The following is a 25,437-nucleotide window of genomic DNA, read 5'->3' as shown; positions in this document are numbered from 1 at the left end:
GTGTCACGAGGTCAGCGGGATCGATGCGGAGCGCCCGTCCGCGGATTCCGCGGCCGCGCAGGCGATTGCGCGGGTGACCCACCGCGATGGTCGGTCGGCGCAACGCCTCCCGATGAACCGCGGCTGGCAGTGGGACTCCCCATACCGTGCCGGCCGTCGGACCGCACATGAAGGCGTGCGCAGGTACGGTTCGCATCAGCAGCGCGAGCCGGGCGACATCGTCGAGCTCGCGAACGGCGCGGGCACCCTGGAACGGCTTGCGCAGCCTGCGACTGCGCAGCTGCCGTTCGTCCAGTCCGGCATCCCTTCCTTCGGCGAGGGTGAACGCCGGGAGCAGGCGCTGTGGCAGGGCCGGATTCTTCATGCCTCGATGGTTCCGGTCACCTGCGCATCGGGACCGCTCGCCCCGTGGGATCTGTGGGAAGCCTCGTGAGCACGTCGGGTGTGGAGGAAGATCCGCGCCACCCCGCCCTCGCCGCGCCTCGCGTCGCCACGTTCTGCGCGTCCGATACGGCGTTCGTGGCGACTCGCCAAGATCTGCCCGAAACGGGGCGGCGCGCCGCAGGGGTGGATCGCCACGTTCTGCGCGTCCGATACGGCGTTCGTGGCGACTCGCCAAGAACGACCGGAGCGACGGGGGACGGGTGCCGAAAAACGGAACGTGGATGCCTCGGGCGAGGCATCCACGTTCCGGAGAGGTTGCGCGTCAGGACGCGAAGAGGCGCTGCAGGCGCTGAACCCCTTCGAGCAGCGCGTCGTCGCCGAGGGCGTACGACAGCCGCAGGTAGCCCGAGGGGCCGAAGGCCTCGCCGGGGACGACCGCGACCTCGGCCTTCTCGAGGATGAGGTCCGCCAGCTCGAGCGACGTCGTCGGGGTGACGCCCTCCCACTCGCGGCCGAGCAGGCCACGCACGTCGGGGTACGCATAGAAGGCGCCGAGCGGCGTGGGCACCTCGACGCCGTCGATCTTCGACAGCTCGGCGACGATGGTGCGGCGGCGGCGGTCGAAGGCCTGACGCATCTGCTCGACCTCGTCCTGCGGGCCGGTGAGCGCCGCGACGGCCGCACGCTGCGCGATGTTGTTGACGTTCGAGCACAGGTGCGACTGCAGGTTGCCGGCGATCTTGATGGCGTCCTTCGGGCCGAGCATCCAGCCCAGGCGCCACCCGGTCATCGCGTAGGTCTTGGCCACGCCGTTGACGAGGATCGTCTGGTCGGCCACCGCGGGCACGGCCTCGACGATCGAGACGGCGCGCGTGCCCTCGTAGACGAGGTTCTGGTAGATCTCGTCCGAGATGATCCAGATGCCGTGCTCGACCGCCCATTCGCCGATCGCCTTCGTCTCTTCGAGCGTGTACACCGACCCGGTCGGGTTCGACGGCGACACGAAGACGAGCGCGACGGTGCGGTCGGTGCGCGCGGCCTCGAGCTGCTCGACGGTGACCTTGTAGTCCTGGTCGGCGCCGGCGAACACCTCGACGGGGGTGCCGTCGGCCAGCGCGATCGCCTCGGGGTACGTCGTCCAGTACGGCGCCGGCAGCAGCACCTCGTCACCGGGGTTCACGACGGTCTGGAACGCCTGGTAGACGGCCTGCTTGCCGCCGTTCGTGACGATGATCTGCGACGGGTCGACCTCGAGTCCCGAGTCGCGCAGCGTCTTGGCCGCGATGGCTTCGCGCAGCACCGGGAGGCCGGCGGCCGGCGTGTAGCGGAAGTTCGCCGGGTTCTGCAGCGCTTCGGCGGCGGCATCCACGATGAACTGCGGCGTCGCGAAGTCGGGCTCGCCGGCGGCATACGAGATGACGGGGCGGCCGGCGGCCTGCAGCGCCTTCGCCTTGGCATCGACCTTCAGGGTCGCGGACTCGGCGATGGCGGAGAGCTTACGGGAGAGCGGTGCGCGTTCGGTCACGCCTCGAGCGTAGTCCGCGCGGCGGCGCGGGTCAGCCGCCGATCGGACGCGAGTGGCCCCGAAGCCGACAGTCCCGCGACGGATCGTCCGGAGACCGCGACCGTGCGCGGCGCACACGTTCCGTAGGCTCACAGGGTGATCGACTGGATTCTCGCGGAATGGACCCAGATCCTCGGGTTCGCGACGGGCGCCGCGTGCGTGCTGCTGGCCGGCCGCCGCAACGTGTGGACGTACCCGCTCGGCATCGCGAACAACATCGTGTTCCTCGTGGTGTTCGTGCCGGCGGGCCTGTACGCCGCCGCCGGGCTGCAGCTGGTGTACCTGGCGCTGGGCGTGCACGGCTGGATCCGCTGGACGCGCGGCGAGGAGCACGACAAGGGCTACATCGCCCGCACGCCGCGCCGGGCGATCGGCTGGCTGATCGCCGCGGGGCTCGTCGGCACGGCGCTGCTGGCGTGGGTGCTCGCGACCTTCACGGACTCGCAGGTCGCCCTGGCGGACGCGGCGACGACGTCCGCCAGCCTCGTCGCGCAGTACATGCTCAACCGCAAGTGGATCGAGAACTGGTTCGTGTGGATCGGCGTCGACGTCGCCTTCGTCGCGCTGTCGCTCGTGACCGGTCTGTGGATCATCGCCGCGCTCTACGCCCTGTTCATCGCGCTCTGCGTGTACGGCTGGCGCTCATGGCGCACGGTCGAGCGCGGAGAGAGCCGAGTGGATGCCGCACCGGAGCCCGCCCGTGCGTGAGCGTGAGTTCCGTCACGGGCTGGTGATCGGAAAGTTCTACCCGCTGCACGCGGGCCATTCGCACCTCATTCGCGAGGCGCTGCGCTCGAGCGACCGTGTCACCGTCCAGGTGCTGGCGGCATCGGTCGAGTCCATCCCCCTCGAGGTGCGTGCCGACTGGATCCGCGAGGAGCACCCCGGCGTCCGCGTCGTCGCCGCGATCGACGACGCCCCCGTCGACTTCGGCAGCGACGACGCATGGGCCGCGCACACCGCGGTCATCGCCGGACTGCTGGACGCTCCCGTCGACGCGGTGTTCACCTCCGACGCGTACGGCGCCGAACTGGCGCGGCGCCTGGGCGCGCGGTGGGTGCAGGTCGATCCCGGTCGTACCCGCAATCCGGTCTCGGGCACCGCGATCCGCGCCGACGCCGCAGCCCACTGGCACGAGCTGGCGCCGGCCGTGCGGGCCTCGCTCGCCGCCCGCGTCGTCGTGCTGGGCGCCGAGTCGACGGGGTCGACGACGCTCGCCGAGGCGCTCGCGGCCGCCTACGGCACCTCGTGGGTGCCCGAGTACGGGCGCGAGCTGTCGGTCACCCGCGACGGCGGCCTGGACGCGCCGTGGCGCAGCGACGAGTTCGACCTGATCGTCGACCGCCAGATCGGGCTGGAGGATGCCGCGCTGCGGCGGGTCCCCGTGCCGCTGCTGGTGTGCGACACCGATGTGCTGGCGACGGCCCTGTGGCACGAGCGCTACGTGGGCACGACCTCGTCGGGTACGGGCGGCGCGGAGCGCATCCACGCGCGCGCGGACGAGCACCGCCCCGACCTGTACCTGCTCACGGGCGACGAAATCCCGTTCGTGCAGGACGGCATGCGCGACGGCGAGCACATCCGCCACGCCATGCAGGGTCGCTTCCGCGACGTGCTCGCCGCCCAGCCGGTCCCGTGGGCGGAAGTCCGGGGCGACGTCGCGGCGCGAGTGGCGGCATCCCTCCCGCTCATCGACGCGGCGATCGCTCGCCGGCTCTCGTTCGCGGCCCCGCTGGAAGGGCGGCCGCACGACGAGCAGATCGCCCTGCAGCGCGCGGCCGCCGACGCCGTCGCGGCGCGCCGTTAGGCTGGCGCGATGGCGGATCGCTGGCACAAGGTCTCGGAGTCACCCACCACCCCTGCGGCCGCGGACGGCATCGAACAGCTCACCGCCGAAGATCTGTTCCGCGCCGAGCCGATCGGGCAGACGCACGTGCCGCTGGATGAGAAGCTGCGCCGCACCTATTACTGGATCGTCAACCGCGCCGTCATCTCGCCGTACTACGACATCGAGTTCTCGCACGGCGCACCGGTGAGCTTCCCGCTCGGCGACGCGGGCGCCGTGCTCACGCTCCCCACCGACGCCTCGTTCTCGTCGAACGTGCTGCTCCCGCTGCTGTCGTTCGCGGTGGGCGGCAAGTGCCTGCTGGTCGGCGGGCCCGGACGCGGCAAGACCACCGTCGCGGTCATCATGGGCGTCCTGTCGGGCTCGTCGGCCGAAGAGGTCCGACGCGGCGTGCAGCAGGGTCAGCCCCAGCTGACGATCAGCGATCTCGTCGGCATCCCGCTGCCGCGCGACCTCATCAACGCGTCGAGCCTCACCGACATCGGCATCGCGTGGCGGGGGTGGCTGACGCGTCCGGTGAAGATCGTCGACGAGTACAACCGCATCCCCACCAAGACGCAGTCGGCGCTGCTGACGATGGTCGCCGAAGGCTACGTCGAGAGCCACGACCAGATGCACCGCACGAACCCCGATCGTGGCGTCGAGAGCTGGTTCTTCACGGCCAACGACGATGCCGGCGGCGGCACGTTCCCGGTCATCCAGGCGCTGCGCGACCGCATGGACGTGACGGTGCAGGCCGCGAGCTTCAACAGCCGCTTCCTCGACGAGCTCGTCACCCGCGTCGAGGCCGGTGAGAAGCCCGAGGAGCACGTGCCGGCCGAGCTGGTGTTCGCACCCGACGAGCACGCGCGCATGCGCGACGAGATCCGCGCGGTGCCGATGCCGCCGGACGTGCGCCGGCGCCTGGAGTTCTTCCTCAGCCATTTCGAGTTCGTACAGGGCGGCGGCCGCCGGTTCGAGTACCGCACGAAAGACACCGTGACCACCGCCGGCGGACGCGTCGCGGAGGTCATCGACGGCAACTCCGGCGCCGATCTCACCGCCGACCTCGGCGCCCAGACCGTCAACGGACTGTCGGTGCGAGCCCTGCAGACCCTCATCGTGTACGCCAAGGCGATCGCGTGGTTCCGCGGCCGTCCGGCCGTCGGGATCGACGACGTGGCGGCGATGCTGCCCTTCGTGCTGCGCGGCAAGCTGCTGCCCAACACCACGCATCCGCGGTTCGACATCGGCGCCGAGCACGAGCTCGCCACCGACGTCGTCAGCTGGCTCGGCGACCTGTTCGCCGAGTCGTGCCGCCAGTACGACGTTCTCGGACGCGACCAGGACGATCCGGTGCGCGAGCTGCTCGGGCAGCTGGATCAGGGCCTCGACGGCGTGACGGCGGTGGAGGCATCCCGGCGTCTCACCGAGATCGAGGCGCGCGTGCGGGCGATCTCGGCCGCGGGCAAGCTCTACGGGCGCGACTTCGACGATCTTACGACGCTCAAGTATCTGCACCAGCGGTACACCGCGTACCTGCGTTGGGCGGAGCGGCAGGCATGATCCGCCGGCCCGGACACCTCGCGAATCGCGGTGTGCCGGCATCGGGGGCTCCGCAGCCGGTGGCGGGCCTGGACCTCGCGGTCGCGGCGCGCAACGTCCGCGCGGCCGGTGGCGACGCGGGGCGGTTCGGCGCATCGCTCGCCGCGGCCCAGCAGCGGGATGCCGCACCCGAGCACACAGTGGCGCTCGCGGGCCTCGCCGCGTGGCGTTCGGGCGCGCTGGCGCTGCGCGAGGACGCCCTCGCGCGGCTGGACGTGCTGCGTGCGGACGCGGCAGGGCGACGCGCGGCCGCCGCGGCGCTGTTCCTCGCCGAGGACGCGATCGACGAGTTCGCCGAGCGGCAGCGGACCGACAGGTTCTGGTGGCCGGGGCGCGCCGACGCGCGAGGGTACGTCTGCGCGGTCGGCGGGTTCCGCGGGCTGGGGGGCACGTGGACCTCCGCCCCCGATGCGGGACACCCGCTCGGCGACGCGGGTGTGTTCGCGATCCGGGCCGGCGCGGACTGGTGGCGGCTGGACGCCGATGTGTGGGGGGCGCGGCTCGCGCGGCTGGACGCGCAGCCGCGGGCGGCGGCATCCGCTTCGGGCACGTCGATCGTGTGCCTGGCGGACTCGTACCTGGCGTGGGTGCATGCGGGGGATGCCGCATGATGAAGCCGCGGCTCGCGCCGGTGCCCGAACGCGTCGCCCTGGAGGGGCCTGCGCGAGAGGCCTGGGAGCGGGCGCAGGAGCTGTGGGGCGTCCGGATGGGCGATGCGCGGCTGCTGCCGGGAGCGGGCGCCGAGCACGGAGCGGCCGCGTGGTTCACGTTCCCGCCGGCGATCGCCGTCGACCCCGCGATGCTGGCGGACCTGGGCGCCGGCGCCGAACTGGAGAGCGTGTTCGCGCACGAGCTCGGCCACCACGCACTCGCGCCCAGCACCCGCATCGACCAGCTCAAGATCCGCCATCAGCTGGCGCGGGCGCTCGTCGCCGCCGGAGCCACAGCGGTCCGCGACGACGACGTGTCCCTGCTGTCGAACCTGTGGACCGACCTGCTGGTCAACACCCGGGTCGCCCTGCTGCAGCGTCGGCGTGACGCCCGCGGCCAGGTTCCGGCCGGCGAGCCGGGCATCGTCCGCACGTCCCGGCTGATGTATCGGGGCGGCCGCGAGACCGCACGACCGCTGTGGTGGGTGTACCTGCGGGCGTACGAGCTCCTGTGGAACCTCGCCGCCGGCGAGCTGTGCGCGCTCGTGCCCCCGCCGGTCTCGCCGCCCGCACGGGCCGAGGCGCCGCCCGACGCGGACCGTCCGCTCGATCGGGTGCCTGAGCGCTTCCGAGAGAAGGAGAAGGCGCTCCGCGAGGCGCGCGCGGCGGCGGCGCGCGTCGCGGCCGAGCTCGAGGCGGCGGTCACCGTGCATCCCGTGCTCGACGCCGACGACGTGGCCCGCATCGTGCGCACCTTCGCGAGCGACGCGGTCTCGGGCGCGCTGCGCTTCGGCGTCGTGATGGCACCGTACCTCGTCGCCGAGGAGCGGGCTCGGCAGCGCGAGCGCGCCGCGTCCGGGCCATCCCGGCCGGATGCCGGCGCGCCGGGAGCCCCCGCGCCCGCCGGGCCCCCGGGCGGCGCCTGCGCAGCCGACTCCGCGCCGGCCACCGCGGACGAGCTCGGCCGCGTCTTCGCCGACCCGAGACTGCACGGCAACGTGCCCCTGCGCGTGCGAGCGACCGATCCCGGCCGCGCCGGCGCGGGCAAGGACGCGATCGGCGACACCGCTGCGTCGGGCAGGCAGGGGGCCGGCCAGGGGTTCGGCGTCGCCCAGACCCTCGCGCTGTACGAAGGCTCCGATCCTGCAGCGGTGCTGGCGACGTGGTACCGCGCCGAGGCGGCGCGCTGGGTGCGGCCGTTCACGCAGCGCCGCCCGGCGGCGCCCGCGCCCGAGCTGCCCGGTCCCCTCGAGACGTGGGAGGCCGGCGACGACCTCGCCGACCTCGACTGGCCGGCCACGCTGCAGGCGGCACCCGTCGTCGTCCCCGGCGTCACGACGCGCCGCCGGTCGTACCTCGACGATGAGCCGACACCCCGCGAGACGGGGATCGAGCTCGACCTCTACATCGACTCGTCCGGCTCGATGCCGGCCCCGACACGCGGATCGGCCGCGATCCTCGCCGGCACCATCCTCGCGCTGTCGGTGCTCCGCGGCGGCGGACGGGTGCGGGTCACGAGTTTTTCCGGCCCGGGTGAGGTGGGCGGGTCGGACGGCTTCAGTCGTGACCACGTGCGCATCGCGGCAGACCTCGCCCTGTACTTCGGCGGGGGCACGTCCTTCCCGCTCGATCTCCTGGCCCGCCGCTACGACCCGCTGCCCGCGCTGCCGGAGTCCGGGGCGTCCGGGGACGCCGTCCGCCGGCACCTCGTCGTGCTGTCGGACGATGGGCTCACGTCGATGTTCGGCGTGGGCAACGAGCCGTTCGCCGGTGTCGCCGCGCGCGTGCGCACGAAGCTGACGACGGGGTCGCTCGTGGTGCTGGACTCCGCGCGGCGCGTCGAGGGCCTCGCCGCCGCGGCCGGGTACGACATGCTCTACGTGACGAAGATGGACGACGCGCCGCGCGCGTGCGCGCGGCTCGCGGAGGTGCTGCATGGCTGAGGCCGACCGGATCCTCGGAGTGTGGGCGGCTGCCGCGCCCGCCCTGGACGCGCAGTGGGATGCCGCACGGCCGGGGCCCGCGCTCGCCGCCGTCGCGGCGCGGCTGTCGAGCGTGCCAAAGCCGTTCCTCGACGCGGACGTCTCGATCGCGGCGCTCGCCGGCGACATCCTCGGTCGCGGCGTCACGGCGACCGCGCACGCCGACGACGAGCGCGTCCGCCAGGGGGCGGCGATCGGGCTGTGGCTCGTCGCGAGCGAAGACGTCCTGGAACCCTTCGATCCGCCCCTGACCGGCGGCACCCCCGCACTCGCCGTCGACGCGCTGGCGCTGCGGCTGGCGCCCGTCGCCGCGCCGATGGACTGGCTGTTCGATGACGAGCGGCGCGAGGAGGCCGCGCGCACCTTCCTGCTGTGGTGCGGCTTCCTGCCGGCGGGCGAGGATGCGCACACCGCCCGATCGCTGCTGGACGCACGCGACTCGCTGCGCCGCAACGCGGCCCTGGCCGAGGCGTTCGCCGAGCACAACCACCGCGCAGAGATCGCGCGGCGCCTCGCCGACGCCCGGGCCCGCGAGGCCGCGGCGAGGTACTCCAGTGAGTGACCGCGCCGACGATCCGCTCGCGCTCGCCGAGTACACGCCTGGCGCGACGGCGGTGCTGACCGACGCGGAGCGATGGCCCACCATGGATGCCGCGGGCCTCGCCCGCCTGCAGCGGTGGCGCCGGCATCCCTCCGCCCCGCAGTGGGTGCACGCGACCGGCGACCGCCTCACCGCGGACGCCGTCGAACGCGTGCGGTCGCCGCTGCCGACAGACGGATGGCTCGACGCGCACCTCGACACCGCGCGCGGGCTGCTGCACTACCGCCGGATGCGCGGCCTCGACGGACTCCGGGACTTCCCGCCCGTCACCCGCGCCGACCTCGTCGACGACCTCGCGGCGTTCGTGCCGTTCGACGTCGACCTCGAGCGGATGCTCCACGGCTCGAGTTCGGGGTCCACCGGTGCCGCCCTGCTCATCCCCGACGACGTCGAAGAGGTCGCGCGCGGCTTCCACCTGCTCGTGTCGCTCGCCGGCGAGGCGGGGGTCCGCTGGCGGCCCGACGGCGAACGGCTCGCACTGGTGAACGTCGTGCATCAGCGGCAGGCGTTCACGTATGTCTCGCTCGTGAGCTCGTTCGCGCAGCGGGCGATGGCCCGGGTCAACCTGCACGGGAGCGCGTGGGCCTCGGCATCCGATCGCTCCGACTTCTTGAGGGATGCCGCACCGCAGGCGATCACCGGCAACCCGACGAGCCTCGCGGAGCTGCTCGCGCCCGACCTTCGCGCCGCCGCGCGACCGCTCGTGCTGTTCTCGGGAGCGATGGCGCTCTCGGCGCCGCTGCGCGCCGACCTCGTGGACGCGTTCGCGTGCCCCGTGTTCGACGTGTACGGCCTGCACGAGACCCGGCCCGTCGCGGTGCGCACCGACGACGGGCCGTTCCGCGTGCTCGACCGGCGCGTGCTCGTCGAGACGCTCGACGCCGACGGGCTGCCCGTCGCCGACGGCGAGGTGGGCGAGATCACCGTGACCGCGGGCGAGAACCCGCTGCTGCCCCTGGTGCGCTATCGCACCGGAGACTTCGGCCGTCTCGTCGTGCTGCCGGACGGCGCGACGGGGATCGCGGACCTCGAAGGCCGCGAGCACACCGTGTTCGTGCGCGGCGACGGCGCCCCCGTGCCGTGCGTGGACCTCACCCAGCAGCTGCAGACGCACGGAGCGCGCGGCTGGAGCGTCGAACAGGATGCCGCGGGCGGTGTGGACGCCCGCATCGCGGGCGGCGACGCGGATGCGCTGCGCCGCGCGCTGGTGGCACTCCTCGACCAGCCGCTCACGATCGAGCGCGTCGACCGGCTCGGCGACCTCGGCGAGGGCAAGCCGCGCCGGTATCGCAGCGCCGCCCGCTGACGCCGGGAACAGTGGATGCCGCCACCCGGCCGGGTGGCGGCATCCACTGTTCTTCAGAACTGGTTCATCGTGTTGTGCTGACCGCCGGCCTTGAGGGCGGCCTCACCGGCGAAGTACTCCTTGTGGTTGTCGCCGATGTCGCTGCCTGCCATGTTCTGGTGCTTGACGGTGGCGATGCCCTCGCGGATCTCGCGACGCTGGACGCCCTTCACGTACGCCAGCATCCCCTCGTCGCCGAAGTAGCCCTTCGCGAGGTCATCGGTCGACAGCGCCGCCGTGTGGTACGTCGGCAGGGTGATGAGGTGGTGGAAGATCCCGGCGCGGGCGGACCCGTCGCGCTGGAAGGTGCGGATCTTCTCGTCTGCCAGGCGCGCCAGCTCGGTGTCGTCGTACGCGACGCTCATCAGGTCGCCCCGGTCGTAGGCCGAGACGTCCTCGCCCCGCTCGGCGAGCAGGTCGTACGCCTGCTGGCGGAAGTTGAGCGTCCAGTTGAACGACGGGCTGTTGTTGTAGACGAGCTTGGCGTTCGGGATCTCGGCGCGGATGGCATCCACCATTCCCGCGATCTGCTCGACGTGCGGCTTCTCGGTCTCGATCCACAGCAGGTCGGCGCCGTTGCGCAGCGACGTGATGCAGTCGAGCACCACACGCTCCTCACCGGTTCCCGGTCGGAACTGGTAGAGGTTGCTCGCCAGGCGCTTCGGCCGCAGCAGCCTGCCGTCGCGCTTGATGACGACATCGCCGTTGCCGAGGTCGGCGTCCGAGATCTCTTCCACGTCGAGGAACGCGTTGTACTGGTCGCCGAGGTCGCCGGGCTCGCGGGTGACGGCGAGCTTCTGCGTCAGACCGGCGCCGAGCGAATCGGTGCGCGCCACGATGACGCCGTTGTCGATCCCGAGCTCGAGGAACGCGTACCGCACGGCGTTCAGCTTCGCGATGAAGTCCTCGTGCGGGACGGTGACCTTGCCGTCCTGGTGGCCGCACTGCTTCTCGTCGGACACCTGGTTCTCGATCTGGATGGCGCATGCGCCCGCCTCGATCATCTTCTTCGCCAGGAGGTACGTGGCCTCGGGGTTGCCGAAGCCCGCGTCGATGTCGGCGATGATCGGCACCACGTGGGTCTCGTGGTTGTCGATCTGCGACTGGATGAACTCGACGGCGGTGTCGTCGCCCGCGGCACGCGCGTCGTCGAGCCTCGTGAACAGCAGGTCGAGCTCGCGCGCGTCGGCCTGGCGCAGGAACGTGTAGAGCTCCTCGATCAGCGCCGGCACCGCCGTCTTCTCGTGCATCGACTGGTCGGGGAGCGGCCCGAACTCCGAGCGGAGGGCCGCGACCATCCACCCCGACAGGTACAGGTAGCGCTTGTTCGTCGACTTCAGGTGCTTCTTGATCGAGATGAGCTTCTGCTGCCCGATGAAGCCGTGCCACACGCCGAGCGACTGGGTGTAGACGGACGAGTCGGCGTCGTACTCGGCCATGTCGCGGCGCATGATGTCGGCCGTGTACTGCGCGATCTCCAGCCCCGTGCGGAACCGGTTCTGCGCCCGCATGCGGGCGACGGACTCCGGGTCGATGGCGTCCCAGCTCGGGCCGTTCTGCTCTCTGAGCGCCCGTATGGCGTCGATGTCGTCCTGGTAGGAGGTCATGTCTGTTCCTTGTTCGTTGCGTCGGTGCCGGGTCACTCGGCGTCGGTCAGGTAGCGGGAGTATGCGGGCAGGGTCAGGAACGCCGGGAACTCCTGGCCGAGGGCGACCTCGCGGAAGATCTCGGCCGCGTCGTCGAACCGGTCGGCGTCGTGGCGCTGGACCTCGCCCAGCACCTGGTCGATCAGCCCCTCGATGTAGTCGCGGGTGATCGCGGTGCCGTCGTCGGTGGCGCGGTCCTGGTGGATCCACTGCCACACCTGGCTGCGGCTGATCTCGGCGGTCGCGGCATCCTCCATGAGGTTGTCGATCGCCACCGCGCCGAGACCTCGCAGCCACGCCTCCAGGTAGCGGATCGCCACCGAGACGTTCGCGTGGACGCCCGCCGTGGTCACCGGGCGCCCGATGTGCACGTCGATCAGGTCCGCCGCGCTCACCCGCACCTCGGGACGCTGCCGGTCGAGCTGGTTCGGCCGATCGCCCAGGACGGCGTCGAACTCGGCGCGTGCCGTGGGGATCAGGTCGGGGTGGGCCACCCACGTGCCGTCGAAGCCGTCGCCGGCCTCGCGCTTCTTGTCGGCGGCGACCTTCTCGAACGCGCGTGCGGTCACCTCGGGGTCGCGGCGGTTCGGGATGAAGGCGCTCATGCCGCCGATCGCGAAGGCGCCGCGCTTGTGGCACGTCTGCACGAGCAGCTCGGTGTAGGCCCGCATGAACGGGACCGTCATCGTCACCTCGCTGCGGTCGGGGAGCACGAAGCGCGCGCCGCGGCCGCGGTAGTTCTTGATGATCGAGAAGATGTAGTCCCAGCGTCCGGCGTTCAGGCCCGCGACGTGGTCGCGCAGCTCGTAGAGGATCTCTTCCATCTCGAACGCCGCCGGCAGCGTCTCGATCAGCACGGTGGCGCGGATGGTGCCGTGCGGGATCCCGATGTACTGCTCGCTGAACGAGAACACGTCGTCCCACAGCTTCGCCTCTTCGCTGGACTCGAGCTTGGCGATGTAGAAGTACGGGCCGCGGCCGTTCGCGATCAGAGCCTCGGCATTGTGGAAGAAGTACAGGCCGAAGTCCACGAGCGAACCCGACGCGGCGAGCGTGCGGCCCGTCCGGTCGGTGAAGCGCAGGTGCGCCTCGGGCAGGTGCCAGCCGCGCGGTCGCATCACGATCGTCGGCGTCTGGGCGGCGGTCACCTCGTAGCGCTTGCCCTCGGGGCTCGTGTACTCCAGCTCCCCGCGGATGGCGTCGCGGAGCGACAGCTGGCCCTCGATGACGTTCTGCCACGTGGGGCTGGTGGCGTCCTCCTGATCGGCGAGCCACACCTTCGCGCCCGAATTCAGGGCGTTGATCGTCATCTTCGGGTCGGTCGGGCCGGTGATCTCGACGCGGCGGTCCTCGAGCCCGGGCCCGGCGCCGGCGACCTGCCAGTCCGCGTCCTCACGGATGTGGCGCGTGTCGTCGCGGAACTGCGGGTCGTGGCCGTTGCCGATCTCGAACCGGCGGCGCATGCGGTCGGCGAGCCGGTCGTGGCGACGGGCGCCGAAGCGCTGGTGCAGCTCGATGAGGAACGTGATCGCCTCGGGCGTGAGGATCTCGTCGTAGCGGGGTTCGAGGCGGCCGGCGATCTCGAGCGTCGGCTGGTGTGTCTGGGTGGGGATCGGTCCGGTGCGGGTGCGCATCGGGGTGGCGGTCGCAGGTGTCATGTCCCTGCCTTCCTGTGTGCGAGTGCGGTGTGGAGGGGAAGGATGCCCGCCCCCGGCGTGTGTGCCGGGTCCGGGCGTCCCGTGATCCGCGTTCTGGATCGATCGGTCGTTCGTGTGTCCACTATCCGGTGAAGTTCGGGGCCTCAGACGACCAAATCCGCTGTGAAGTTTCAGCAGATTTCTGTTTTCGTGACAGAATCGCCCCATGACGACGCTGACGAGCACCGATCGCCGGCCAGAAGAACCCGACGATGGAGAGGTGGATCCCCTCACCATCGGCCGGCGCATCCGGCAGCTGCGCGCGGACCGCGGCATGACCCTCGAAGAGCTCGCGAACGCTGTGGACCGCGCCCCCAGCCAGCTGTCGATGATCGAGAACGGTCGTCGCGAGCCGAAGCTGTCGCTGCTGCAGTCGATCGCCCGCGCCCTCGGCTCGTCGATCGAGGCGATCCTCGAGTCCGAGCCGCTGGACGAGCGCGCGACGCTGGAGATCTCGCTGGAGCGCGCGATGCGCGGGCAGACCTTTCAGGCCCTCGGCATCCCGCCCTTCCGCATCGGCAAGACGGTTCCGACCGAGGCTCTGAAGGCCATGATCGCGCTGCAGGGCGAGATCGAGCGGCTGCGCGACGAGCGTGCGGCGACGCCGGAAGAGGCGCGGCGGGCCAACGTCGCCCTCCGCAAGCTCATGCGCACGCAGAACAACTACTTCCCCGAGCTGGAGGAGCAGGCGCGCCGCATCCTCGACGCCGTCGATCACCCGGGCGGTCCGCTCACCCAGCGCACGGCATCCGATATCGCCGCGCATCTCGGGTTCACCCTGCACTACGTGCCCGACCTGCCGCAGACGACGCGGTCTGTCGCCGACATCAAGAACGGGCGCCTGTACCTGTCGAGCCGGCTCACCGCGAAGGGCGACCCGCGCACGGCGGTGCTGCAGGCGCTGTCGAGCCGGATCCTCGGGCACCGGGAGCCCACCTCGTACGCGGACTTCCTGCGTCAGCGCGTCGAGACCAACTACCTGACCGGCGCGCTGCTGATCCCCGAGGCTCACGCGGTGCCGTTCCTGCAGGACGCCAAGAACGACCGCGCCATCTCGATCGAGGACCTCCGCGACGCCTACTCGGTCTCGTACGAGAGCGCCGCGCACCGCTTCACGAACCTCGCGACGGTGCACCTCGGGCTGCCCGTGCACTTCCTGAAGGTGCACGAGTCGGGCGTCATCACGAAGGTCTACGAGAACGACGACGTCAACTTCCCGACCGACCGCCTCGGCTCGATCGAGGGGCAGATGTGCTGCCGCAAGTGGACCTCACGCGTCGTGTTCGACGTCGACGACCACTTCAACCCGTACTACCAGTACACCGACACCGGCAACGGCACGTACTGGTGCACCGCGCGCGTCGAGATGTCGAGCGAGGGTGCGCACTCCGTCTCGGTGGGCGTGCGCTTCGACGACACGAAGTGGTTCCTCGGTCGCGACACCCCGAACCGCGGCGTCTCGAAGCACTCGGTCGAGGTGTGCTGCCGCCGTGCTCCCGCAGAGCTCGAGACCTCGTGGCGCGAGCAGTCCTGGCCGAACGTCCGCACGCCGCGCACGCTGCTCGCGACGCTGCCGACCGGCTCGTTCCCCGGTGTCGACACGACCGATCTGTACGAGTTCCTCGAGGCGCACGCGCCGCGCTGACACGATCCGCGGGTCAGGCGGTCTGCTGGCCCGCGTCGGCGAGTGTACGTGCCGGCCGCCGGCGGTAGCCCGAGAGGAACATCAGCACGGCTGCGGCGGTGGCGACGGCCCCGGCGATCGGGATGAGAACGGCACCGCCGACGGCGTCCGCGACGTTGCCGAGCGGCGGAGCGATCGCGATGCCGAGGTACATCGCCGTCGAGAACCACGACATCGTGAACCCGGCCGACTCGGGGGCGAGCGAGACCAGCCGGTGCTGGATCGGGATCGTGATCGCGAACGCGGCGGCTCCCCATGCCGCGAACGCCACGAGCAGCCCGATGTACGAGCTCTCCAGCGGTGCGATCGCCACGAGGCACACGAGCTGCACCGCGAGCGCGCTCACGGCCGCGGCGCGGCTGCCGAGCCGGTCGGTGAGGCCGCCCGCGATCGCGTTGCCGACGACCCCCGCTGCACCGTAGACGAGCAGCAGCGTCGCGAGCTGCGCGCCCGAACCGTCGGTCGCCGGCGCCGAGACGGCCGCGCTGAAGATGTACACGATGTTGAACGCGGCCACCGTCAGCACGACGGCGCCGAGGGTGAGCACGACACGGGCGTCCGCGAGCGGAGCGAACCGCTCGCGCAGCGTGGCGGAGCCGCCGCGGGCGGGGAGCCGGAAGAGCGCGAGCAGGGGCGCGGCCCACACGAGTCCGCAGGCCGCGAGGATCCACAGGGGTGTCCGCCACCCGACGACACTGCCCAGGGCGGTGCCGAGCGGGGCGCCCAGGGCGGTCGCCAGCGTGAAGCCCGCACCGACGATCGCGAGCGAGCGGCCGCGTCGCTCGGCGGGGCCGAGCTGTGCGGCGACGGCCGTGGCGGTGGGGACGAGGGCCGCGCCGCCGAACGCCGCGACGACGCGTCCGACGGTGAACCACTCGACGCCGGTGGCGAGTGCCGTGATGGCGGCACCGGCGGCGAACAGCAGAGCGCCGGCGGCCATGAGCACCCGCGGCCGGGTACGCGGCAGCAGCACGGCGATCGCCGGCGCCGCGAGCGCGACCACGAGCGCATAGGCGGTGACCGTGTAACTGACTGCGCCCTCGGTGGCGTGCAGCGAGCCGGCGATGCGGGGGAGCAGGCCCGCGATGACGAAGGCGTTGGTTCCCACCAGGAAGGTCGCACCGGCGAGCACGATGAGCCGGCCGATGGTTTCGCGGTACGATTGTTCGATCGTGGTCATACGGTCACCGTAGGGTATTGTTCGATCACCGTCAAACAATTCGGGGAGGATGCTGTGCCTGCCGACGCCGCCGACCCGTACCCGGCGCCCGACATCGACGATGTCGACCTCGTCGGCGTACTGCGCGCGCTGGCGGATCCGGCCCGGCTGTCGATCGTGCGCGTGCTCGCCGACGGCGAGCCGCACTCCAAGGGATACGACGTGTGGGGCCTGGGCATCCAGAAGTCGACGCTGTCGCACCATTTCAAGACGCTGCGCGAGGCGGGCCTCACGCGGACGATCGTGAGCGGCCGCACGCACGCCATCCAGCTGCGCCGGGCAGAGCTCGACGAGCGGTTCCCCGGCCTCATCGAGGCGCTGCTGACCGACTGAAGGGCTGGTCAGTGCCGCCCGGCGATCGCGTCGGCGAGGTGCGCCGGCCACGCCGTGCGTGGGGAGCGGGAGGATGCCTCGGCCCGGTCGGCCATCCCGTACGCGGCGTAGATCGCGTTGACGGCGGTCCACCGCAGGGGTTCGGCCTCCCAGCGCTGGGCCCGGTGCCCCACCCACGGGAGCCGTGTGAGCTCGGTGTCGCGCTCCAGCACGAGATCGGCGAGCGTGCGTCCGGCGAGGTTGGTGGCGGTCACGCCCGTGCCGACATAGCCGCCCGCCCAGCCGAGCCCGTTGGCGCGGTCGTGCACGACGGTCGCCGACCAGTCGCGGGGAACCCCCAGCACGCCGGCCCAGGCGTGCGCGATCGGAGTGCCGGCGGCATCCGGGAAGAAGTCGCGCAGCAGACGCGTGAGCGAGGCGATGGTCCGCCGCTGCGTCGAGCCGTCCGTGTCGACGCGCGACCCGTAGCGGTACGGCACACCCCGCCCGCCGAACGCGATGCGGTCGTCGGCCGTCCGCTGCGCGTACATGTAGACGTGCGCGAAGTCGCCGAGCGTCTCGTGCGCGCGCCAGCCGACGGCATCCCAGAATCCCGCGGGAAGCGGCTCGGTCACGATCATCGACGAGTTCATCGGCAGCCACGTCCGGTGCTCGCCGCGCAGATCCGCGGTGAATCCCTCCGTCGCTCGCAGCACGTGCGTCGCGCGCACCGTTCCGCGGTCGGTGACGGCGCGGCCGGCGGAGATGTCGAGCACGCGCGTCTGCTCGTGGATGGTGACGCCGAGCCGCTCGACGGCGGCGGCCAGGCCCCGCACGAGCTTCGCCGGGTGGACACGCGCGCAGTGCGGGTGCCAGACGGCGCCGAGCGCGCCGGCGATGCGGATCCGGGATGCGGTGGCCGCGGCATCCCACGTCTCCACATCGGTGTGCGGCCAGGCCTGCTCGGCCGCGGCGAACGCCTGCAGCCGTGCGAGCTGCGCAGGCGTGCGGGCGACCTCGAGCTCGCCGCCTTTCACGATGTCGGCGTCGATGCCCTCGCGCGCGGCGACCGCGATGACCTCGTCGACGCTCTCGTTGAGCGCACGCTGCTGGGCGACCGCCGCGTCGCATCCGCCCTCGGACGCGCTGACGGACCGATCGACGTAGCGCTCACGGCCGCCCGTCACCGAGTTCGTGAGCCAGCCGCCGTTGCGGCCCGATGCCCCGAATCCGGCGAACCGCTGCTCGAGCACGACGATGCGCAGATCGGGCTGCGCGCGCTTCAGGTAGTACGCCGTCCACAGCCCGGTGTAGCCCGCACCCACGATGGCGACATCGGCGTCGAGGTCGCCCGGCAGCGGGGCCCGGAACGGCGGTGGGCCGCCGAGGCTGCGCCACCACCACGACACCTCGCCGTTCGGGACGGAGGCGTCGGGCGTCGAGGTGCGCATGCCCTCATCCTGCCGCGCCGGCGGGCGGACCCATCGATGCGGAATGTGCGCAGATGGCCGCGGACCATACCGTCCGTAGGGGTGTATCCGTAGAACCCGATGAACCTCCGGTTCACACGGCGTCGGTGAACTTCCGTTTCACACGGCGTCGGTGAGTGTTCGGTTCAGACGGCGTCGGTGAACTTCCGGTTCACACCGGGGCGGTGAATGTGTGGTTCACACGGCGTCGGTGAACTTCCGGTTCACACCGGGTCGGTGAATGTTCGGTTTAGACGGCGTCGATGAACTTCCGGTTCACATGGCGTCGGTGAACTTCCGGTTCACACGGTCTGGTGGGGCTGCCGGTGAACGTCCCGTTCACACGGGTGACAAGGCGGCCGGTGAACTTTCGGTTCACGCACCATCCACTGCACCAGCATGTGAACCGGAGGTTCAACGAGGTCCGGACGGTTCCCCTTTCGTGTGAGCAGGAGGTTCATCGGGCTTTTTCGATATACGCCTCAGGCGAGCCCGCCCGAGCCGACCCGACGGCGGCGAACGTCGCATCGTCGGGGGCCCGGCTCGCCGAGGTCAGGCGTCGAGCGCGCGCAGCGCCGCCCACAGCTCGGCGCGCGTCGCGAAGGACGACAGGTCGCGGCCGAGCACGCGCTCGACCAGCGCCAGCCGCGTGCGCACGGTGTGGCGGTGCACGCCCAGCGCCTGAGCGGTGGCCTCGTGAGAGCAGTCCTTGTCCAGCCACACCTGCAGCGTGTCGACGAGGTGCGTGCCCTGCGACGCGTCGTGGTCGTACAGCGGGGCCAGCTCGGCGCGCGCGAGCGATCGCGCCTCGTCGGTGAACGCCGACAGCACGCCGGCGCGCGACACGTCGGCGAACGCGGTGATCGGGCCGATGCCGCGGTCGCGCGCGACTCGCGCCTGGCCGACCGCCGCGGTGAACCCGTCGTAGCCCGCCGGGTCCGACAGGCCGATCCGCAGCTCGAACCGGTCGGCGAGGTCGCGGAGGGCCGACAGCTCGCCGGCGGGGACGACGAGCACGAGGCCGTCGTCGGTGCGTCCGAAGAACAGTGCGCCGCGGCGTTCGTCGGCCCAGAGCTCCAACAGTTCGGCGATGCCGTCCACACGCGCGGAGGCGGCATCCGTCAGTCCCACGGTCACCGGCGCGGGCGGAAGCGGACCCCACAGCTCGCGCGACGTGCGCCGTGCGAGCGCCGGATCGCCCGCCAGCAGCGACTGCACGAGTCCCGCGCGCAGCGCGCTGCGCGCACGCACGAGGCCCTGCTGCTGCTCCAGGGCGAGTCCCGCCATGGCGATGACCGACGTCACGACGACGCGCCCTTCCTGGTCGAGATCCCCGGCAGCGATCGCGATGACCCCGCGCAGATGACCGCCGCGGCCGAGCGTCTGCAGCGTGAAGGGCGTGTCGCCGATGCGCAGCGACGAGCCGGCGCGCGCACCACGGTGCAGCACCGCCGTCACCTCGCGCTGCAGCGCCGCCGCCGTCTCGGGATCCAGACCGGCCGCCGGATGCTCGCGCGCCGGCTCGCCGGCAGCGTCGAACATGCCCACCCACGTGTCGAGCTGCTTGGCCAGCTCGGCGACGGTCGCGCCGAGGCCGTCCGGCCGCAGGGCGGCCAGTGCGATCGCCCGCTGCGCGGCGAGCGCCCAGCTGCGCCGTGCGTACGCCTCGGCCGCGATCGCCTCGGCGTTGGCGCGGGCGACGGCGATGAACGGGGTGCGGTACGGGACCTCGAACAGCGGCATCCGCTCGTCACGGCAGGCGTCCACCAGCGCGGGAGGGATGCCGTCACGCACCACCTCGGTGCCGAACCCGAGGCCGACCACCCCGCGCGCCGCCAGCCGGCGCACGTACGCGTGATACGGCTCCGGCGCGTCGGCGCCGTCGCCACCGGGGAACTGCGTGCCGGTCGTCAGCAGCACGAGGCCTTCCGACAGGAACGGCGTCGGGTCGGCGAGGTCCGAGCTGTGCACCCACCGGATCGCGCGGTCCAGCGCCGCCGCCTCGACATCGTCGACCGCCAGCGAGAGGTGCAGATCGCGACGAGCGAGCAGCGCGCGCAGGGTGGGGGCGTCGTCCGCGTCCATGATCCCCGAGTGTACGGGTCGTACAGCGAGCCGGACAGAATGTACGTGGCGGCAGGTGCGGCCGGCCGGAGCGCCGACATACGCTCCCGAGCATGAGCAGCGCAGCCGACACCCTCACCGCAACGCCCCTCGGCGGCCCCACCCTGCCCCAGGAGCGCCGCCTCGTCACCAGCATCCCCGGCCCGCGGTCGCAGGAGCTGCTGGACCGCAAGGCCGACGCCGTCGCAGCCGGCGTCGGGCATACCGTCCCCGTGCAGGCGGTGGCAGCCGGCGGCGGTGTCGTCGTGGACGCCGACGGCAACTCGCTCATCGACCTCGGCTCGGGCATCGCGGTGACCACGATCGGCAACGCGCACCCCAAGGTCGTGAAGGCCGTCCAGGAGCAGGTGGCGCAGTTCACCCACACGTGCTTCATGATCTCGCCCTACGACTCGTACGTGACGGTCGCCGAGGCGCTGAACCGCATCACCCCGGGCGACCACGCCAAGAAGAGCGCGCTGTTCAACTCGGGTGCCGAGGCGGTCGAGAACGCCGTCAAGATCGCCCGCAAGTACACCGGCAAGCAGGCCGTCGTCGCATTCGACCACGGCTACCACGGCCGCACGAACCTGACGATGGCCCTGACCGCGAAGGCCATGCCGTACAAGAGCGGGTTCGGCCCGTTCGCGTCGGAGATCTATCGCGCCCCGCTGTCGTACCCGTACCGCGACGGCCTCGACGGCGGCCTCGCCGCCAAGAGGGCCATCTCGATGATCGAGAAGCAGGTCGGCGCCGACAACCTGGCCGCGGTCATCATCGAGCCCATCCAGGGCGAGGGCGGCTTCATCGTGCCCGCCGACGGGTTCCTTCCCGCCATCGTCGAGTGGTGCCGCGCCAACGGCGTGGTGTTCATCGCCGACGAGATCCAGACCGGCTTCGCTCGCACCGGACGCATGTTCGCGAGCGAGGTCTTCGGCATCGTGCCGGACCTCATCACGACCGCCAAGGGCATCGCGGGGGGCCTGCCCCTGGCGGCCGTGACGGGCCGGGCCGAGATCATGGACGCCTCGCACTCGGGCGGACTCGGCGGCACCTACGGCGGCAACCCGATCGCCTGCGCCGCCGCGGTGGCCGCGATCGACGTGTTCGAGAACGACGGCATGGTCGAGCGCGCCCGCGAGATCGAAGAGATCCTCAAGGGCCGTCTGCAGCAGCTGCAGTCCGCCGACCCCCGCATCGGCGACGTCCGCGGCCACGGCGCGATGATCGCCGCCGAGTTCGTCGACCCTGCGACGGGCGAGCCGGATGCCGCGCTCACCGCCGCGGTCGCGAAGGCGTCCATCGCACAGGGCGTCATCGTGCTCACGTGCGGCACCTACGGGAACGTGATCCGTTTCCTGCCGCCGCTCTCGATCACCGACGACCTGCTCCACGAGGGCCTGGACGTCATAGCGGCCGCGCTGGCCGACAACTGATCCGGGATGCCGCGACCGCCGCAGCACGGCGGTCGCGGCATCCATCCGAACGCAAGAACCGCAGGATGCGCGCCCGCCGGCGCGCCCGACAAAGGAGTCCGAATGACCGAGCTGACCCGTGACGTCGTCATCATCGGCGCCGGCGCCGCCGGCACCACCGCCGCCAACGAACTGAAGAAGGCCGGTCTGTCGGTCGTCGTGCTCGAGGCGCGCGACCGCGTGGGCGGCCGCCTGTGGACGGACGTCATCGACGGGGCGATGCTCGAGATCGGCGGCCAGTGGGTCTCACCCGACCAGGACGCGCTCAAAGAGACCATCGCCGAGCTCGGCCTGGAGACCTTCAGCCGCTACCGCGAGGGCGACAGCGTCTACGTCGGGCCCGACGGCACGCTGCACCGCTTCACCGGCGAGATGTTCCCGGTCGCGCCCGAGACCGAGCAGGCGATCGCCGAGATCACCGAGCGCCTGGACGCGATGGTCGCCGAGATCGACCCGGACCGCCCGTGGGAGCACCCGAAGGCCGCCGAGTGGGACGCCGTCACGTGGGACGCGTGGCTGCGTGCGCAGACCGACGACGACGAGGCCGTCCGCAACCTCGCGTTCGCGACCGGTTCGGCGATGCTCACCAAGCCGACGCACGCGTTCTCGCTGCTGCAGTCGCTGCTGATGGCGGCGTCGGCCGGTTCGTACTCCAACCTCGTCGACGCGGACTTCATCCTCGACAAGCGAGTCGTCGGAGGACTGCAGCAGGTGCCGATCCTGCTGGCCGAGCGGCTCGGCGACGACGTGCTGCTCGGTCACGCCGTGCGCACCCTGGAGTGGTCGGACGAGGGCGTCGTCGCCCACGCCGACGGCGACCTGCGCGTCAACGCGCGCTACGCGATCCTCGCGCACGCCCCGGTCCTCTACGACCGCATCTCGTTCGTGCCGGCACTGCCTCGCCGTCAGCACCAGCTCCACCAGCACCTCTCGATGGGCTTCGTGATCAAGGTGCACGCCGTCTACGACCGTCCGTTCTGGCGCGAGCAGGGCCTGTCCGGCACGGCGTTCAGCCCCTACGAGCTGTCGCACGAGGCCTACGACAACACCAACCACGGCGACGAGCGCGGCACGCTGGTGGGCTTCGTCAGCGACCAGAACGCCGACGACCTGTTCACCCTCTCGGCCGAGGAGCGCAAGGAGCGCATCCTCGAGTCGCTGTCGCACTACTACGGTCCCGAGGCGAAGAACCCGGTCGTGTACTACGAGAGCGACTGGGGCTCGGAGGAGTGGACGCGCGGCGCCTACGCCGCGAGCTTCGACATGGGCGGGCTGCACCGGTACGGCGCCGATCTGCGTGCCGCCGTCGGCCCGATCCACTTCGCCTGCAGCGACATGGCCGGCGCCGGCTACCAGCACGTCGACGGCGCGATCCGCATGGGCCGCTTCGCCGCGGCCAACGTCCTCGAGGCGGCACGACGATGACCGCGCGGATCGTCGTCGGCTACACCGCGACCGACGCGGGAGCGGATGCCGTCGCCCTGGGCTCGCGCCTGGCCGCGGCCACGGGCGCCGAGCTCGACCTCGTCCTCGTTCTGCCGGGGGAGGACCGCAGCGTCATCACCCCGCCCGACGCGAGCTACGACCGATACCTGCTGGGTCAGGCCGAGACGTGGCTCGCCGAGGCGGCCCGGACGATCCCGGATGCCGTCACGTCGCGGTCGCACGTCCGCTTCGGCGACTCGTTCGCCGAGGGCCTCGAGGCCGCCGCGCATGAGCTGGCGGCATCCCACATCGTCGTCGGGGCCGCCAACGGCGGCCTGCGCGGACGCCACCGCCTCGGCACCGTGGCGAACGAGCTCCTGCACTCGTCGGACGTCCCCGTGGTGCTCGCCCCCGAGGGGTCGCGCCGCATGGAGGCGACCGGCATCACGCGGGTGACCGCGGCGATCGGCACCAGGCCGGGCGCCGAGGCGCTGCTCGACGAGAGCATCGCCCTCGCGGCCGCCACCGGCGCCGAGCTGCGCCTGCTGTCGCTGGTGTCCGTCGACCTGCCCGCGACCGTCGACACCGGCGTGATCCGCATCGCCGGCGCCGCGCACGCCGACGACGTGCTCAGCAGGGCGCTGGACGCCCTCCCCGACGATGTCGAGGCCGAGGTCGTCGTCGCCCGCGGCGACAGCATCGAGGACGCCGTCGCCCACCTCGCGTGGGAGCCGGGCGAGATCGCCGTCGTCGGCTCCAGCCGGCTGGCCCAGCCCCGGCGCCTGTTCCTCGGCTCGACGGCGGCGAAGATGCTGCACGAGCTTCCCGTCCCGATGGTCGTCGTGCCCCGCACGCGCCAGGAAGGCGCGTCACGATGAGCGCTCAGAACACCGGCGCTGCGGCGCCGCTCGCCCCCGCCTCCGGCGCCGATGCCGGCGGTCTGTCCAAGAAGGGCCTCAGCGCCGGCGCCGTGGGCGTCCTCGGAGCCGTCGTCATCGGCGTCTCCACGATCGCGCCGGCCTACACGCTGACGGCGTCGCTCGGCCCGACGGTCGCGGTCGTGGGCACGCAGGTGCCGGCGATCATCCTGGTCGGCTTCATCCCGATGCTGCTTACCGCCTTCGGCTACCGCGAGCTCAACCGGGCGATGCCCGACTCGGGCACGTCGTTCACGTGGGGCGTGCGGGCCTTCGGCCCGTGGATCGGCTGGATGACCGGCTGGGGGCTCGTCGCCGCCACCGTCATCGTGCTGTCGAACCTCGCGGGCATCGCCGTGGAGTTCCTGTTCCTGCTGATCGCGCAGCTGACGGGCAACCCCGACATCGCCGAGCTGGCGTTCAACCCGGTCATCAACGTCGTCGTGTGCCTGCTGTTCATGCTGGGCGCGACGCTCATCTCGTACCGCGACATGCAGACCACGCAGAAGTTCCAGTACGTGCTGGTCGGCTTCCAGGTCGTGGTGCTCGTGCTCTTCGCGGTCGTCGCGATCGTGAAGGCCGTGGACGGCGAGGCACCGGACCCGACCGCGTTCTCGTGGTCGTGGTTCAACCCGTTCGAGGTGTCGTCCTTCAGCGCGTTCGCCGCCGGGCTGTCGCTGTCGATCTTCATCTTCTGGGGCTGGGACGTCGTCCTGACCATGAACGAAGAGACCAAGAACCCCGCGAAGACGCCGGGCCGTGCGGCCATGGTGACCGTGGTCGTGGTGGTGAGCCTGTACCTGCTGCTGTCGATCGGCCTCATCATGTTCGCCGGCGTCGGATCGAGCGGCCTCGGGCTCGCCAACGAAGAGATCTCGGCGAACGTGTTCTTCGCCCTGTCGGACCCGATCCTCGGACCCCTGGCGTTCCTCGTGTCGCTCGCGGTGCTGTCGAGCTCGGCCGCGTCGCTGCAGTCGACCGCCGTCGGCCCGGCGCGCACGCTGCTCGCGATGGGCCACTACGGCGCGCTGCCGGCGAAGTTCGCGAAGGTCAGCCCGCGGTTCTTCACGCCCGGGTACGCCACCATCGTCTCGGCGATCGTCGCCTCGGTGTTCTACGCCGTCATGCGCATCGTCAGCGAGAACGTCCTGACCGACACGATCCTCTCGCTCGGCATGATGATCTGCTTCTACTACGGACTCACCGCGTTCGCGTGCGTGTGGTACTTCCGCAAGCAGTGGTTCGACTCGGCGCGGAGCTTCTTCTTCACGTTCCTGTTCCCGCTCGTCGGCGGTGCCATCCTCGCGGTGCTGTTCGTCACGACGCTCATCGACTCCATGGACCCCGCCTACGGCAGCGGTTCGAGCGTCGGCGGCGTCGGCCTCGTGTTCGTGCTCGGCGTCGGCATCATCGTCGTCGGCATCGCCATCATGATCTGGCAGGCGATCAAGCGTCCGGCGTTCTTCCGCGGTGAGACACTCAGTATCGACGCCCCCGCCAGCCTTCGACGCGCCGGCCGCTGACCGGCAGACTG

At 71.6% G+C, this 25,437-nt stretch carries 20 protein-coding genes; 14 read left to right on the top strand and 6 right to left on the bottom strand.

Translation table 11 applies throughout. The annotated features are described in order from the left end of the window. The first annotated feature begins 73 nt into the window (after positions 1–73). Positions 74–433 (top strand): hypothetical protein, encoded by a 360-nt coding sequence (locus FB391_RS19775; protein ID WP_185843160.1) that lies wholly within the window; start codon positions 74–76, stop codon positions 431–433. A 273-nt stretch (positions 434–706) separates the two neighbouring features. Here the strand turns inward: FB391_RS19775 and FB391_RS17995 are convergent, their stop codons facing one another. Then, on the bottom strand, positions 707–1,909 hold the full coding sequence (locus FB391_RS17995) for a pyridoxal phosphate-dependent aminotransferase (RefSeq protein ID WP_141896464.1): 1,203 nt from the start codon (positions 1,907–1,909) through the stop codon (positions 707–709). Positions 1,910–2,044: 135 nt separating this feature from the next. Here FB391_RS17995 and pnuC point away from each other — a divergent pair, with 135 nt between their 5' ends. The 7 genes from pnuC to FB391_RS17960 are packed head-to-tail and all read left to right on the top strand — an operon-like array spanning position 2,045 to position 9,917. Further along, complete coding sequence (gene pnuC / locus FB391_RS17990; RefSeq protein ID WP_141896463.1) at positions 2,045–2,656, top strand: nicotinamide riboside transporter PnuC; 612 nt, start codon at positions 2,045–2,047, stop codon at positions 2,654–2,656. After that, entirely contained in the window at positions 2,628–3,755 is a 1,128-nt protein-coding gene (locus FB391_RS17985) for an AAA family ATPase (protein ID WP_185843159.1), read from the top strand. Before pnuC ends, FB391_RS17985 begins: the two co-directional genes overlap by 29 nt. 9 nt (positions 3,756–3,764) lie before the next feature. Beyond that, the gene (locus FB391_RS17980) at positions 3,765–5,339 is read left to right on the top strand and encodes an AAA family ATPase (protein ID WP_141896461.1); all 1,575 of its coding nucleotides are present in this window, start codon (positions 3,765–3,767) and stop codon (positions 5,337–5,339) included. Next, positions 5,336–5,989 carry a potassium transporter Kef gene (locus FB391_RS17975; protein ID WP_141896460.1) on the top strand — a complete coding sequence of 218 codons (654 nt, stop codon included), beginning with the start codon at positions 5,336–5,338 and terminating at the stop codon, positions 5,987–5,989. Before FB391_RS17980 ends, FB391_RS17975 begins: the two co-directional genes overlap by 4 nt. After that, positions 5,986–7,971, top strand: a complete 1,986-nt coding sequence (locus tag FB391_RS17970; RefSeq protein ID WP_246093602.1) for a vWA domain-containing protein — start codon at positions 5,986–5,988, stop codon at positions 7,969–7,971. Before FB391_RS17975 ends, FB391_RS17970 begins: the two co-directional genes overlap by 4 nt. After that, positions 7,964–8,572: a phosphohydrolase gene (locus FB391_RS17965; RefSeq protein WP_141896459.1), complete on the top strand. Its 609-nt coding sequence runs from the start codon at positions 7,964–7,966 to the stop codon at positions 8,570–8,572. The genes FB391_RS17970 and FB391_RS17965 overlap by 8 nt, the downstream gene beginning before the upstream one ends. Then, complete coding sequence (locus tag FB391_RS17960) at positions 8,565–9,917, top strand: phenylacetate--CoA ligase family protein (protein ID WP_141896458.1); 1,353 nt, start codon at positions 8,565–8,567, stop codon at positions 9,915–9,917. The genes FB391_RS17965 and FB391_RS17960 overlap by 8 nt, the downstream gene beginning before the upstream one ends. A 53-nt stretch (positions 9,918–9,970) precedes the next feature. On the opposite strand, the gene FB391_RS17955 is transcribed toward FB391_RS17960, so the two are convergent. After that, complete coding sequence (locus tag FB391_RS17955) at positions 9,971–11,563, bottom strand: isocitrate lyase (RefSeq protein ID WP_141896457.1); 1,593 nt, start codon at positions 11,561–11,563, stop codon at positions 9,971–9,973. Between the two features lie 32 nt (positions 11,564–11,595). After that, the gene (gene aceB, locus FB391_RS17950) at positions 11,596–13,260 is read right to left on the bottom strand and encodes a malate synthase A (protein ID WP_425462966.1); all 1,665 of its coding nucleotides are present in this window, start codon (positions 13,258–13,260) and stop codon (positions 11,596–11,598) included. A 205-nt stretch (positions 13,261–13,465) separates the two neighbouring features. Here aceB and FB391_RS17945 point away from each other — a divergent pair, with 205 nt between their 5' ends. After that, positions 13,466–14,944, top strand: coding sequence for a helix-turn-helix transcriptional regulator (locus FB391_RS17945; protein WP_246093601.1), 1,479 nt, complete (start codon positions 13,466–13,468; stop codon positions 14,942–14,944). Positions 14,945–14,957: 13 nt separating this feature from the next. Here FB391_RS17945 and FB391_RS17940 read toward each other — a convergent pair whose 3' ends face one another. After that, a complete protein-coding gene (locus FB391_RS17940) occupies positions 14,958–16,163 on the bottom strand; it encodes an MFS transporter (RefSeq protein WP_141896456.1) in 1,206 nt (401 codons plus the stop codon). 54 nt (positions 16,164–16,217) lie between these two features. On the opposite strand from FB391_RS17940, the gene FB391_RS17935 reads away from it, so the two are divergent. Continuing rightward, on the top strand, positions 16,218–16,535 hold the full coding sequence (locus FB391_RS17935; protein ID WP_141896455.1) for an ArsR/SmtB family transcription factor: 318 nt from the start codon (positions 16,218–16,220) through the stop codon (positions 16,533–16,535). Between the two features lie 8 nt (positions 16,536–16,543). Here the strand turns inward: FB391_RS17935 and FB391_RS17930 are convergent, their stop codons facing one another. Further along, positions 16,544–17,965 carry an NAD(P)/FAD-dependent oxidoreductase gene (locus FB391_RS17930; protein ID WP_141896454.1) on the bottom strand — a complete coding sequence of 474 codons (1,422 nt, stop codon included), beginning with the start codon at positions 17,963–17,965 and terminating at the stop codon, positions 16,544–16,546. Between the two features lie 570 nt (positions 17,966–18,535). After that, entirely contained in the window at positions 18,536–20,068 is a 1,533-nt protein-coding gene (locus FB391_RS17925) for a PucR family transcriptional regulator (protein WP_141896453.1), read from the bottom strand. Between the two features lie 92 nt (positions 20,069–20,160). Here FB391_RS17925 and gabT point away from each other — a divergent pair, with 92 nt between their 5' ends. The 4 genes from gabT to FB391_RS17905 all read left to right on the top strand — a co-directional run bounded on the left by gabT (position 20,161) and on the right by FB391_RS17905 (position 25,426). Continuing rightward, positions 20,161–21,522: a 4-aminobutyrate--2-oxoglutarate transaminase gene (gabT, locus tag FB391_RS17920; protein WP_141896452.1), complete on the top strand. Its 1,362-nt coding sequence runs from the start codon at positions 20,161–20,163 to the stop codon at positions 21,520–21,522. A 102-nt stretch (positions 21,523–21,624) separates the two neighbouring features. Continuing rightward, the gene (locus FB391_RS17915; RefSeq protein WP_141896451.1) at positions 21,625–22,986 is read left to right on the top strand and encodes a flavin monoamine oxidase family protein; all 1,362 of its coding nucleotides are present in this window, start codon (positions 21,625–21,627) and stop codon (positions 22,984–22,986) included. Next, positions 22,983–23,864, top strand: a complete 882-nt coding sequence (locus tag FB391_RS17910; protein ID WP_141896450.1) for a universal stress protein — start codon at positions 22,983–22,985, stop codon at positions 23,862–23,864. Before FB391_RS17915 ends, FB391_RS17910 begins: the two co-directional genes overlap by 4 nt. After that, positions 23,861–25,426 (top strand): APC family permease, encoded by a 1,566-nt coding sequence (locus FB391_RS17905; protein ID WP_141896449.1) that lies wholly within the window; start codon positions 23,861–23,863, stop codon positions 25,424–25,426. Before FB391_RS17910 ends, FB391_RS17905 begins: the two co-directional genes overlap by 4 nt. Positions 25,427–25,437: the final 11 nt, after the last annotated feature.

Origin of the sequence: Microbacterium kyungheense (assembly GCF_006783905.1) — a bacterium.
Lineage (GTDB): Bacteria > Actinomycetota > Actinomycetes > Actinomycetales > Microbacteriaceae > Microbacterium > Microbacterium kyungheense.
The sequence above is the reverse complement of the archived record's forward strand: the minus strand, read 5'-3'. Positions and strand labels throughout refer to the sequence as shown.

Bases quoted from the DNA above. Each gene is read 5' to 3' on its own strand.
- FB391_RS17985 (WP_185843159.1), top strand. From the start codon at position 2,628: ATGCCGCACCGGAGCCCGCCCGTGCGTGAGCGTGAGTTCCGTCACGGG.
- FB391_RS17980 (WP_141896461.1), top strand. From the start codon at position 3,765: ATGGCGGATCGCTGGCACAAGGTCTCGGAGTCACCCACCACCCCTGCG.
- FB391_RS17975 (WP_141896460.1), top strand. From the start codon at position 5,336: ATGATCCGCCGGCCCGGACACCTCGCGAATCGCGGTGTGCCGGCATCG.
- FB391_RS17970 (WP_246093602.1), top strand. From the start codon at position 5,986: ATGATGAAGCCGCGGCTCGCGCCGGTGCCCGAACGCGTCGCCCTGGAG.
- FB391_RS17965 (WP_141896459.1), top strand. From the start codon at position 7,964: ATGGCTGAGGCCGACCGGATCCTCGGAGTGTGGGCGGCTGCCGCGCCC.
- FB391_RS17955 (WP_141896457.1), bottom strand. From the start codon at position 11,563: ATGACCTCCTACCAGGACGACATCGACGCCATACGGGCGCTCAGAGAG.
- aceB (WP_425462966.1), bottom strand. From the start codon at position 13,260: ATGACACCTGCGACCGCCACCCCGATGCGCACCCGCACCGGACCGATC.
- FB391_RS17945 (WP_246093601.1), top strand. From the start codon at position 13,466: ATGACGACGCTGACGAGCACCGATCGCCGGCCAGAAGAACCCGACGAT.
- FB391_RS17940 (WP_141896456.1), bottom strand. From the start codon at position 16,163: ATGACCACGATCGAACAATCGTACCGCGAAACCATCGGCCGGCTCATC.
- FB391_RS17930 (WP_141896454.1), bottom strand. From the start codon at position 17,965: ATGCGCACCTCGACGCCCGACGCCTCCGTCCCGAACGGCGAGGTGTCG.
- FB391_RS17925 (WP_141896453.1), bottom strand. From the start codon at position 20,068: ATGGACGCGGACGACGCCCCCACCCTGCGCGCGCTGCTCGCTCGTCGC.
- gabT (WP_141896452.1), top strand. From the start codon at position 20,161: ATGAGCAGCGCAGCCGACACCCTCACCGCAACGCCCCTCGGCGGCCCC.
- FB391_RS17915 (WP_141896451.1), top strand. From the start codon at position 21,625: ATGACCGAGCTGACCCGTGACGTCGTCATCATCGGCGCCGGCGCCGCC.
- FB391_RS17910 (WP_141896450.1), top strand. From the start codon at position 22,983: ATGACCGCGCGGATCGTCGTCGGCTACACCGCGACCGACGCGGGAGCG.
- FB391_RS17905 (WP_141896449.1), top strand. From the start codon at position 23,861: ATGAGCGCTCAGAACACCGGCGCTGCGGCGCCGCTCGCCCCCGCCTCC.